This is a genomic window from Bacteroides sp. K03 (assembly GCF_019734355.1).
GTDB lineage: Bacteria > Bacteroidota > Bacteroidia > Bacteroidales > Bacteroidaceae > Bacteroides > Bacteroides nordii.
Map to the genome: position 1 here is coordinate 24,612 of NZ_JAASHC010000019.1, position 12,203 is coordinate 36,814.

General features: G+C 38.2%; 9 protein-coding genes. All 9 read right to left on the bottom strand.

The window, feature by feature from the left end:
* Positions 1-7: 7 nt before the first annotated feature.
* Complete coding sequence (locus HCG69_RS13690) at positions 8-1,351, bottom strand: GDSL-type esterase/lipase family protein (protein WP_255585996.1); 1,344 nt, start codon at positions 1,349-1,351, stop codon at positions 8-10.
* 321 nt (positions 1,352-1,672) lie between these two features.
* Positions 1,673-2,962: a BNR-4 repeat-containing protein gene (locus HCG69_RS13695; protein ID WP_221650489.1), complete on the bottom strand. Its 1,290-nt coding sequence runs from the start codon at positions 2,960-2,962 to the stop codon at positions 1,673-1,675.
* A 9-nt stretch (positions 2,963-2,971) separates the two neighbouring features.
* Positions 2,972-4,855 carry a glycoside hydrolase family 97 protein gene (locus HCG69_RS13700; protein WP_221650490.1) on the bottom strand — a complete coding sequence of 628 codons (1,884 nt, stop codon included), beginning with the start codon at positions 4,853-4,855 and terminating at the stop codon, positions 2,972-2,974.
* Between the two features lie 90 nt (positions 4,856-4,945).
* A complete protein-coding gene (locus HCG69_RS13705; RefSeq protein ID WP_221650491.1) occupies positions 4,946-6,475 on the bottom strand; it encodes a BACON domain-containing protein in 1,530 nt (509 codons plus the stop codon).
* Positions 6,476-6,550: 75 nt separating this feature from the next.
* Complete coding sequence (locus tag HCG69_RS13710) at positions 6,551-8,011, bottom strand: T9SS type A sorting domain-containing protein (protein WP_221650492.1); 1,461 nt, start codon at positions 8,009-8,011, stop codon at positions 6,551-6,553.
* A gap of 51 nt (positions 8,012-8,062) precedes the next feature.
* Positions 8,063-8,734: a TonB-dependent receptor plug domain-containing protein gene (locus HCG69_RS13715; RefSeq protein ID WP_221650493.1), complete on the bottom strand. Its 672-nt coding sequence runs from the start codon at positions 8,732-8,734 to the stop codon at positions 8,063-8,065.
* 79 nt (positions 8,735-8,813) lie between these two features.
* Positions 8,814-9,941 (bottom strand): hypothetical protein, encoded by a 1,128-nt coding sequence (locus tag HCG69_RS13720; protein WP_255585978.1) that lies wholly within the window; start codon positions 9,939-9,941, stop codon positions 8,814-8,816.
* Positions 9,942-9,943: 2 nt separating this feature from the next.
* Complete coding sequence (locus tag HCG69_RS13725; RefSeq protein WP_221650494.1) at positions 9,944-10,651, bottom strand: hypothetical protein; 708 nt, start codon at positions 10,649-10,651, stop codon at positions 9,944-9,946.
* Between the two features lie 21 nt (positions 10,652-10,672).
* Positions 10,673-12,202 carry a RagB/SusD family nutrient uptake outer membrane protein gene (locus tag HCG69_RS13730; RefSeq protein WP_221650495.1) on the bottom strand — a complete coding sequence of 510 codons (1,530 nt, stop codon included), beginning with the start codon at positions 12,200-12,202 and terminating at the stop codon, positions 10,673-10,675.
* Between the last annotated feature and the right edge of the window lies 1 nt (position 12,203).

Consider the following 12,203-nt stretch of genomic DNA (forward strand, 5'->3'; position numbering starts at 1 on the left):
AACTTTTTTATTCTTTTACTATTCCATACACAGTTTTCGCTATTATCTCTGCACCTTTTTCATTTGGATGGACTTTATCTGGAAAAAGTTCGGGTATCCCATCCATTGCAGTATGCAAATCTATCACCGATAACTTATTCTTTTTAGCCAACTTCTTTATCATCGGAATAATTTCATTCACAATTGTCTTATCACTGATTCCATAATTATCATATGATTTAGACGGATAGCACAAATATATCTTCGGATGAGCAGTAAGTTTCCCAAATGCATCAATCATAGTCTGCATATCTTTTGCAAACTCATCTTTGTGAACCCAATTATGAGGCTTACTATCATTCGTTCCTAATTTGATAACAACAATATTCGGATTAAATGCCAGCGCATCTTTGTATTTTTGCTCCTTCATATACGGATGATCCCCTTTATTCAGCATAGTACGTGATCCTATTCCAAAGTTTTTCACCCAATATCCATCACCCAGCATACGTCCCAGAATAGTTGGATATGCATCTTTTTCCGGATTTCTCAAACGCGATCCATAGGTAATACTATTGCCGATACATGCCACACGTATAGCATCTTTACGAGGTGCTTTAAATGATCGTAACCAGGCAGAGAGTTCATCTAACACCAGATTTTTATATATAAAATCTTCACGGATTCCCCATCCATGGCCACCGGAAGGATACACATGAAGGGCAGCCGGAACACCTTTCTTATTCAAAGCCAGATAATAGTTCACACCATTTGCAGGAGGAACCGTCTTATCATCATCACTATATACAATAAAAGCACGAGGAGTATCTTTGGTCACTTGTTTTTCATTAGAGTATTGTTCCTCCAACTCAGCCGGAGCATCTTTCCCCAAAAGGTTATCATGTGATCCCATATGAGTGTAACTCTTATCCATTGTTATAACTGGATAAAACAATATCTGAAAATTCGGACGTAGTTCAGGTGAAGTATGTGTAGCAATGGTAGAAGCCAAATGTCCACCGGCAGAGAACCCCATAATACCAACATCGTTCGGGTTTATATTCCATACATCTGCACTATCTCTCACCATCTTCAGAACCTCTTCCGCATCAGAAAAAGGAACTTCTTTATGTCCTCCTTTCGGCATACGATACTTCAATACAACCAAGGCGATTCCTTGCTTATTAAAAAAAGGTGCCCAATCATAACCTTCATGATTATAAGCAAGATGTGAGTAACTACCTCCCGGACAAGCAACAATCACCCGACCGGTAGCTAATTCAGGTGCGGGAAGAAAAACACGAATTGAAGGTTTGAAATTACCTTTTGATTCATCAAAAGGAGCACTATCCATACCGTTTGTATTAGGCATACCTTGTTGCCATAAATCGATATCAAAAGGTTTCTGTACATTTTGTGACTGCATACTTCCTCTCATAAATAAAATTAGTAAAAAGAATAAGGAAAAACGTAGCTTCTTTTTCATAGTTTATCCAAATAATAGTTTAAAATGTTACAATGTTTAATCAAGACACGCAAAAGTAGTCAAAAAGTGTCATAAAAAAAAGGAAAAAGAAAGTATATGCTTTTGCATATTAAAAATACGTATTCAGAGACAGAATACTAAAAAAATTCCCTTATCTCAATTTTGAGATAAGGGAATACACTCCGTTTAAATAATAGAAGAGGTAAATCATTCATTTATACCAGCCACATATACATCTCTGTTAGCGGTAGATAATGTCTTAGGAGCATCCGGTAACGGATTAGAAAACATCAATAATTTCAGTTCCGGACGGGCATTTTCTATCCAATAACAACGGGAAAGCGAAAAAGGAGTGATAATCTCTGCTTCTTTCTGTACACTACGTCCTCCGTCATTAGTAATAAAGGTAACTGCTCTCCTACCCATAGTAGCATAAATACGAAATGACTCGGGACCTAATTTCTCAATGCCTCTGGGTTCACCTTTGGCCTCAAAAGTAAGATGTTTCCACTCTCCGGCATCCCATGTAGACAACCGGGCTGCATTCTCTTCCGGATATTGATAATGTACAACAGGACATGAGTTATCACGATAGTGAACGGATACCTGTAACCCTGCAGAGTGTCCACGTTCTGGTATAGGAGTCTCCAGTACCTGGCAATATTTATCCGACTCCTCATTATCAATGGTAGTTCCCAGATCTATTCCTTCTACATTATACATATGATCATTAGAAGGATCAAGATAAGCATAATATACATTTCTTCCATAAGTAGCATGAGCATGTTTACCCAATTTCTCGCCACAAATAGTCCAAGCTATATGAATGCGTTCCTTTTTCCCATTCCCTGCGGGTTGATAAGTAACCTGCCCATTATAAACCTCCATCATATTATCTGTAACACGGGGAAAGGGATCAATGACCATCTGGCGTATCCAGGTATTTCCTCCGTCTGTAGATTTCACAAACTGATAAGGTCTGTCATCCGAATATTTATTGGTTTGACGTGTATCTCTGTAAAACACATAAAATGTTCCATCCTCCGTTAATATAGGAGCCGGATAAGACGCACGTTCTGCCTCATTTATAAAACGATCCGTCCATTCTCCTTCAATACTTCCCGGTTTAGGAGAAACAGCCATCTTTAAGGTAGAGTTATGACAACCATAAAACAAAAAGATTCGTCCGTCAGTTCCACGTAACATTCCCGGATAATTATGTTTATCAACAAACGGAGAGCGTGCCACTACTTTTGTTTCACTCCACTGCCCCGTAGCATGATTATAAGCCTTAACAACCGGATGACTATCCGTAGACATCCAACATACAAACGTTTGATCAGCTTGCTCATCATAATATCCCACGGGAATAGGACGTCGATCAGAACGCATATTTGAACGTTCGGCTATAACTCTTACATCAGTAAAAACCTGTTGTGCCTGCATTATAAAACAAAATGAGGTAGCAACCATTATTCCAATTATTTTCTTTATCATATCAATTCATTATTTAGATTTAAATCGAACTATATATCCTCCTCCATTACGCATATACCCTGTAAGAGAATCACTATTCCTACAAAAAGCACGTTCTATTTTTATTGCTCCTGCATCAGCAGGTCTGTCATTTAAAACTGTAGCTTCATACCAACCTGTACCCAGAAACGAGAGAGGGAATTGAATTGTCTGCGCTTCTTTTCCATTGACCACGGCAAGAAACCAAGTATCACCACTACGCCGGGCGAAGGCAGCAATTTTCCCAATCTCGCTACAAGGTAGTACAATTGTCTCATCCCAAACAGCCGGTATGTCTTTTATTACATCCACTGCCGGATTATCAAGTATAGTTTGAGGATGCGCACCGAAAAAGATAACAGAAGAATTAAATATTAGTGCTGTCGCTATCTGATGTACCCAGGATGTATCTAATTTCCTGTCACCAAATATCATTGGAGTGTAATCACCCGCTCCGGCAACCAATCGGGTAAAGGGTAACGTAGTATTATGTGTAGCCCATTCGTATTGATTCTTACCATACTCCAAGCCGCGAATTCCTTCACGAGACATTTCATTCGGCCACGAACGCACCTCTCCTGTTGGTTTATCACTACCATGGATATTCAACATCAGCTTATGTTCTGCTGCCTCCTTCAAACATGCCTGATAAAGATCAATAAACTCTTTGGATTCGTGGGAGAAAGCATCCAGCTTCACCCCAGCAATTCCCAACCGTTGACAACGGTCAAAGAAATCTTTCCGCTTACGAGAATCACGCAGATCACGTCCATGCCTCCATAGCCATATTTTAACCCCGAACTGAGCAGAGTAGTCAACCAACTCCTTAATCTGTGCATCCGTCCACCGATACCAGAATGCATCAACCGTATTGTATTCAAATCCTAATTCTCCGGCAAGTTTTGAAAATTCTTTCATGCCTTCCAAAGTACGTTGACCACCATCCAACCAGCACCATACAGAACGCCCCGGTTTAATCCACTTCGTATTCACTCCTTCGGGAAACAATCGTCTATCTGGAGCTGGCGACAAATTAGTAATCAGATCAGTATTTACCAGTCCATTCAAGTCAGGAGCAACAATTACTGTTCGCCAGGGAGTTACAATATTGCCAGCAATGACAGCCGGTTCAGACAAACGTTTGGCCTCTTCCAAACTATAGTCATGCGCAAACGGATATCCTGCCGGTTGTTCATGCCCCAGTCTGACAACAAGTCCACATTCCCCATCAGCCTGTAAAGACATACCCGGATAATTTCTGAGAGCAGATTCTGTAATACACGCATATCCTTGTTTTTGTGGTAACTCAATTGTTACAGGAGGTGCTGCCCATTCGCCTTTACTAACACAATCTATTTCCTGTTTTTTATGGATGCCCTCATAATGTGCATACATATCATGGTAATAAATGTGGCTTCCCAAAGGTAACTTGAAAACAGTACTCTCTTCCGGAACATATTTATCCGTCTGAGTCCCTTTTACCAGAAAGCGAAAAGCAATCCCATCATTATAAGCACGGGCATCAATCGTATATAAAGTATTATTTTTCTCATCCGCTACTTTTACTTTCATTCCATTTGCTTTATTTACCGCAAGCGAATGAATCCCCCGGATAGGGTACGTCTCATCTACTTTATAATATTCAGGAGAGTGTAAATGTATTGCCGATAATTTCTTTTCACCGGAAGAAAAAAACATTGGCGAATCTTCTAATACAGCTATCTCCCCTTTTTTTACATTAAAAAGAAGTTGCCCGGCATCATCTTTTATATTCAAAACAATCTTATTATCGGGACTTTTAATTGAAACCATTTGAGCTGTTAGCTGCTGTACTCCAAACAGTAAACAAATACTATAACATAAAATATTTTTCATGTATCTGACATTATATATGAAAAGTTATCGAATAAAAAAATGGGAACTATCTTTAAATATAGCTCCCATCTCAAACCAACTTATATCTTTCTAATCGTGGGCAGCAGGGCTCGGATTTGTATCTTTTTCATAAATTACAAAGTCAGCTAAATCAATAGTTTCATCTTTGATATTATTGGTAATCTGACCTCCACTACCTCCGTAACTACGGTAAATACCAAATTTATTACGGATATTAATTGCTCCTTTCCGCCATGTATCAATATCATTCTGTGTATTGTCTATCAAAACTTTACCATCTCTGATACGAGTTATCACCAGACGATACTTGCCATGATGATCATATTTCACTTCTTCACTTACCTGTACCCATTCATCTTCAAACTCTTCTATTTTCACATTATCTACAAAAGTCCCCAGACTTTTGGTTCCTGCACTATGGTCAGACCCCAAAGAATGAATTACCTGTACTCTGCGATTGGTTCCATCATTATTTCCACGAAGAGAAATAGTAATAACAGGAGCTCCATTGTCACCCTCCTGTGCCTTGAGCTGATGAATGTGGCAAAAACTTGTACTGGGTCGATACCCTTTAGGTATCTTAAATTTCCATTGTAATATTTGAGACTCTCCCCAGTTACCATTCAATTTATACCAGGCTGCACTCGTTTGTGTCTTCATCTCATTACGCATACGGTCATTCATTGAACCACGGTCGCCATCAAGAGCACTACTTGCGTGACTAATAAATCTAAATATATACTGATTAATAGTAGCATCAAACACAGTTTCAATATGGTCTACTTCATTATGGTCCTTAGTAGATGAATTAGGATGTTCTGAATAGTCCCAACCAAACTTTCTCATATAGGTATGTACATCCGCATACCCCTTACCAACCAAATCCGCACTTCCCTTCATGCTTCCTTGTAAAGTGTATCCCATCTGAATCGGATCATTAGGATCAAAATTTTCAGATTTCAACTGAATAACTTTAACGTTAAAATTGGGTGCCTTTTTGTTTTTGTCTTTAAAGACAATATAACAGCCGCGTTGGGATCCTGTATTAGCCTCAAAAGACAGTGTGAGCGATTTATCAGTTTTCGATTTTTCTTTTATCCAGCTCTGTTGTTCTCCAGGTATTTCATACTCCCAATCTACTCCAGTAGAACTCTCAACAGTAAAAGTATACTCTTTACCTTCAGCCGGTATATCAACCACCTCCACTGGAGATATCACCAAAGAAGCAGTGGCCGCAGCCTGGGAAATCTTTATCGGCTTTGTCAAATCAGTGTTATCCAATTTTACAATAACATTTGTCGAACGCGATTCAAGAGTAGTGTTTGCAACTATAGTAAGCACTAATTTGCCGGCTTGTATATCCGATGACTTAACTTTAACCCAATCTACCTTATCATCAATTACTGTAGTCCAGGTAGAAGTTGCTTTCACTGTAATATTTACGTCTTCACCACTTGCCCTAGCATTTACATCTGTGGGAGTAGTAGTCAGACTTGGAGTAATTGCTTCTTCCTCCTTGTCATCCGAAGAACACGAAGTAAATATCGACACAGACACAAAAGTCAGGATAACATATAAGAAATACTTTTTTAATCTCATCTTTCTCTATTTTTTTAAAGAAGCAGGGTTCTTTGACAAATCATATTCACCAAAGAACCCTGATAATTATTAAACTTATGGTATTAGTACTTTAGCAACAGAAGTACCAGCTTCATTCATAAAACGAACAATGTAAATACCCGATTCAAGATTAATAGGAGCACTACCATTGATAGTAAGCTCTGTTATCTTAGCACCAAGCGTATTGAATATGCGGCACTCACCGGATTCTGCAATAACCAAACGTCCTTTTTCCACACTATAGTTAAATTTAGCGTCGGCTGTTGCAGTCTGAATACCTACAGGCTCAATTCCACCTAATTCGAAGGCACCCATACAAGGTTTAGCAGCGCGAGTATAACCACGTTGGTCTACTGTAGGAATATCAAAACCTGCTACAGTAGCAGTTCCTGCTTTAGCAGCCATACTTTGCGTAGCATGTAAAGCAACTGTAAGTGTATTACCACCATTATCTTTCAATTCAGGAGCTGCATCATTTTCGAACACTTTCATTACCTCAGGAATTACAGTAATATTATTGTTTCCTTCAAATGTAAAACCAACTGCAGCTGCACCTTCTGATTCATTAGCAGAGCCTACAAGACAATTATGTATCTCAAAACTACCATTGTTTCTTCTGACATCTTCACCAGCAATATCTGTTCCTGTAGAAACATTTTTATAAAATATAGAATTAATAAGAACCATTGGTTGATTGTTATGTGCATAAAATCCACCACCTATTTCACCTGAATTTCCCACAATTGTACAATTAATTAACGTAGCCGCATATCCAGTAAAAATAGCTCCTCCTCTTCCTACATTTATTTTATTACCTGAAAAAGTAGAATTAGTTATAAAGAATGAACCATTATTATTTCCAGTAGTACCAATTACAGCTCCTCCTTGAGCTAATTTAGTACCAAGCAAAGCCTCTGGATATATAATCTCATTATTCGAAAACACACATTTATCTATAATAACATTAACTCCTCTACTATTGAAGACTACACATCCGGAAGCTTTACCATCTGCAGGTGCATTTATTAAACAATCGCTCACTTCACAATTTATTAATCTAAGATTTGCATAATTCTCTGTATCACCTTCAGATGCAGTTTTAGAGTTTCCTACTGCAAATGCCGCTCCATTTCCTCCATTTATGAATCCTTTGACTATTATATTGCGAAACGTAATATCCATTCGAGAAGCAGTAGCTCCATCCAAACCCTTGAAAAAGATAAAAGAATCACCTGTACTTGTAAAAGTTATCTTATTACCTGTAGCTTTATTAATACCATCAATAACATATACATTACCAACAGCTTTAGGACACCCGGTTTGTCCCTCCAATATAATCTCATCACCTTCAAGTATATTGAATGTCACAATATCACCATTTTCCAATGAGTTCATTACCTGACGGAAACTACCTTCTGTTTCCGCATCCCCTGCAAGAGAGGTTACCACTCTTTCTTCTGCAGATAAATTAGCAGTAAATAAAGCTGCCAATAAAATTAAAGTACTTTTTTTCATGATACTTGGTTTTAAATTAATAATTATAAAAAATAAAAAGGTTACATATTACTATTTCAGAGTGACAGCAATCACTCCATTGGCACCTTTGGCACCATACATATTACTATCCTTACTTATCTCTACCTTCTTTATATCATTGATATTCACATTATCCAGTCTTTCGACTTGTGTCCCATCCAGCAGATAAAGAGGAGAAGTATCCAAACTAATAGAAGTAGACCCCCGTAATTGTGCAGAGATATCTCCGTTATCCTTCATTACCACTGTAAACCCAGGGACTTTACCTGCTAAAGCATTAAAGAGATTACTTTCACCCGTAGCAACCAGTTCTTCACCTGTCACCACAATAGTACTCGATACCGAACGAGAACGCCGCAGACTACGTAACATTAGTTTCATGATTTCACCTTTATCTTCTGTCACTGAAATTTCGAGCCCCAAAACAATATTCGGATAGGCTATACCATTTACCGAAACTTGCACTTCTTTTTCTGTTTTGGGCAAAATAACTGTCAGTATATCTTGCAGAGTAACATTATTCAGCTGAAAAATACCATAACGATCAGTCTCGGCCTTTACGTCTTTAACAGATACCAAAGCTTTACGAATTGCCTTCCCTTTAGCATCAACCAAACGTCCTACAATAGTATCATTAGAATTCTGAGCAACAACGGGCCAGGAAAAAGCCAGAACAAAAATGAAAAGTAACAAATTTTTCATTAGCATATTGATTTATGATTTATACTTACCAGAGGAGGTTAATAAATCACCTCCCCCGGTTTCATAACCTTTTTAACAATCAATTACCTCCAAATATATCGTCACTATAGAAGAATACATTATCCAGATAAACTTGTGTCAATGGAGGATATACATATTTAAATTCCTTTATTTGGAAAACAGCATTGTCATGTGTCGCTCTCCACTGCTTCATCACATCACTTGTAGCAAGAGTTGTTGTTCCTACCATTGCTTTTATAGTATAGTCTTCACTGATCGCCAGACCAACTGTTTTGCTTTCTTCCACGTCATATTTCAACAGATTATTCTGTATTTTTACCGGTACTGCCACCCAACCCGTTTGAACCGTAGGACGTCCGTTTTCTCTGTCAGCTTTCAAGGTCCACTGGAAACGTATAATAGCATCAAACTCATCGGCATTGAAACTTACCGGATTACCATTTACATCTGTATAAATGTTAGTTCCCCATGGTACTGCTGCCAGAATATGGTTCTTAGGCCACCACTCAAAACGGACTTCACTGATAAAATAAGTAGTCGTAACATCTACAGAGGGCGTATTTCCTGAGACAGCAACTGCGCATGCATTCTCACCATATACAAACTTAACAGGATCTACCGGATATTTAGGATTATTTGTATTGGTCGCTCCTCCTACAATACCACAATCAAATCGAGTGGACATCGGTGGGTAAAAATCCTTCTGATTCAGATTATAACGTACTTCACCATAATTCCGGGTAGTAGCATTAGGTGTTGTGACATTCAACTGATAGCGTCCGTCACGAATCTGAGTCGCAGAATTTGAGTTAGACCATCCTGTTGCCGTTGTTCCTCCAAAACGATCAAAGAACAAACCATTTACCCAAATCTCAGCTTGACGGGTTTCTTTTGCCCCACCACAGGTTACAGTACATTTAATCGTATATCTGCCCGACTGTCTCGGTGCTTTCCACTGATTCATTGTATACCCCTGACGCTGTAACAAAGTTCCCCCGTTACATTCCCAATAATAATCGGCTTTATCCGGATCACTCATTCTCACAGACATACCGACATTAACAGTTTCTCCGGCAAAAAATTCTTCACCAAACACCTGCAAAGAGTCTATTTCAACATAATCATCATCGCAAGATGCCATTAAAGCCACAAAGGCTCCCATCAATAAATATTTTATTCTTTTCATAATCATTTTGCTGCATAAATAGGAATAGATACTAATTCTTTATCTGTAGGATACTGCATATATTTATCCATCACGTGAATATATGATCCGTTAGGACTTTGCAGATTACTGGTACGAGGTTTTGTTTTCAGCTGAAAATGATCTTCGTAGTTATTGAAATAAATACTTAGAGCACCTTCTTTCAACATTTCGACAGCCATGTATCCATAAGGAGAATCATATTCTGTAGGGAAGAATGTTATAACTCCTTTTGTCAAATCAGTCAGTTCATAATACGAAAGAGCTTTCTTTATAATATGATACATAATCATATTCTTCACTGCGGTTTTATCCAATTCTTCCCAGCTGGTAGGAATAATCAACTGCTCCGGATTAAACTCGTCCGGATAAGCATTCTCATTCCAGAAACTCCGGTCACTGCTATTGGATGAAGTCAATGCCGTATTCGTCAACAACAGATAGGTTCTATCAGACTGTTTGAATAATTCCGGATCAACTCCCGAATATTTAATTGCTTCTATCAGAGACGAGAACAAGTCGGTACGCGAATTCATGAAATCCCATGCATTCATAGTAATCTGATTATCATAGGTTCCTTTCTCTGAATCATAGTCATAAGGAGTTTGCACATCCAGGCCAAATAACTCACAACTTGTAAATGTGAATATTGGAATTACCAATAAGGCTATATTTAATATTATCTTTTTCATTATATACACTATTTATTATCATTATTCTGAATAAGGAGGATTCTGATGCCCTACCAAAGTTGGATTGGACGTAAAGACAGACTTAGCTATCGGGAAACGAACCCGTCTTAAATCACTGCCAAAACCTACAGGTTCTTCACCACGCATTGCTTGAATATAAGATAGATGCGGATCCAGTATTTCATTCACATATCCGGTACGTATAATGTCAAACCAACGCTTAGGTTCACCATAAAATTCCATCTGACGTTCATCCAATACCAGTTTTTCCAATGAAGACTGCGTCATACCAGTTCTTACCGGATAATCTTCTACCTTCGCAACAATCGTATTACCGCAACGACTACGTACCTGATTGACTATATCAATAATATCCTGAGCCGGTTTATTTTCATGAATCATTGCTTCTGCACGCAATAACATAACATCAGCAAAACGATAAATAGGTATTTCAAAAACACAACCGGAAGTAGCAGGAATATCAAATTCAACAGCAGGATCTGTAGACTTCACCGGGAAGAACTTACACAGTTTATTAGCCAATGCACCAGTACTTCCATAGATAATCTGAGAATTCCCCGGAGCTAAAGTTTGTTTGTCCAGTCCGTTATATATATTCAACGTATCTACAACTCCCCAGAATCGAACATCCTTTTTATCCTGGAGCATTCTTTGAAACAGCGAATTAGACAACTGATAATGAGCATTACCACCACCAACACCAATCGGACCACCATAACTATTATTATTATTTTTCTCAAAGTCCCATTCTATAGTGAAAATAGTCTCTTTGCTATTGGTAGGATCTGTAAATATTTTCTTCCAATCGGTAGTATTACTTACCATTTCATACCTTTTCAAAGCCAGTAAGTTATCCGATGCTTTCAATGCTCCGGCATAATCCTTTCGCCACATCAAATAATCTGTTTGCAATGCATAAGCAGCTCCTTGATTAAAATAGTAAACACCTTCATTACCCAATGACGAAATGGCAATTTTTAAATCATCCTCTATCACTTCATAGATAGATTCCAGAGAAGCACGTGAATTATATTTAGTATTCAAATCGCCATCCCATGACTTAGTAATCAATGGCACTTCACCCCAAACACGTATTGCATAGAAATACATCAAAGCTCTTAAGCCATGAAATTGCCCCAGATATGATCCGGTCACGTCTTCAGAAAGTCCCATTTCAGGGATATTCTCGATAGCCAGATTACACCGGTTTATGACCTGATATAATTTTTCCCAGTCGCAATAACTTCCATTTGAATCCAAAGAGTTAAGTTGTAAAGCAGCATTGGCATACAGAGTTATGTAATAATCATCTGAACGTAATTCACCCCAAGCCAACAAAGTACTTGATACAATTTTCTGTACTCCATTATATGTACCGGCTCTCCATGCTTTCAGATCCGACTCACTGGTCCAGTAAGCTTTATTGCTCAAATCAGCTATCGGAGTTTTAGTCAGGAAGTCCTCACAAGAAGAGAAGAGAGACATCCCCGCTAATAAAACTGAACATGATAATATTTTAAAGTTTTTCATT

Excerpts from the sequence above, each read along its gene's own strand:
- HCG69_RS13690 (WP_255585996.1), bottom strand. The coding sequence starts at position 1,351 with ATGCCTAATACAAACGGTATGGATAGTGCTCCTTTTGATGAATCAAAA.
- HCG69_RS13695 (WP_221650489.1), bottom strand. The coding sequence starts at position 2,962 with ATGATAAAGAAAATAATTGGAATAATGGTTGCTACCTCATTTTGTTTT.
- HCG69_RS13700 (WP_221650490.1), bottom strand. The coding sequence starts at position 4,855 with ATGAAAAATATTTTATGTTATAGTATTTGTTTACTGTTTGGAGTACAG.
- HCG69_RS13705 (WP_221650491.1), bottom strand. The coding sequence starts at position 6,475 with ATGAGATTAAAAAAGTATTTCTTATATGTTATCCTGACTTTTGTGTCT.
- HCG69_RS13710 (WP_221650492.1), bottom strand. The coding sequence starts at position 8,011 with ATGAAAAAAAGTACTTTAATTTTATTGGCAGCTTTATTTACTGCTAAT.
- HCG69_RS13715 (WP_221650493.1), bottom strand. The coding sequence starts at position 8,734 with ATGAAAAATTTGTTACTTTTCATTTTTGTTCTGGCTTTTTCCTGGCCC.
- HCG69_RS13720 (WP_255585978.1), bottom strand. The coding sequence starts at position 9,941 with ATGAAAAGAATAAAATATTTATTGATGGGAGCCTTTGTGGCTTTAATG.
- HCG69_RS13725 (WP_221650494.1), bottom strand. The coding sequence starts at position 10,651 with ATGAAAAAGATAATATTAAATATAGCCTTATTGGTAATTCCAATATTC.
- HCG69_RS13730 (WP_221650495.1), bottom strand. The coding sequence starts at position 12,202 with ATGAAAAACTTTAAAATATTATCATGTTCAGTTTTATTAGCGGGGATG.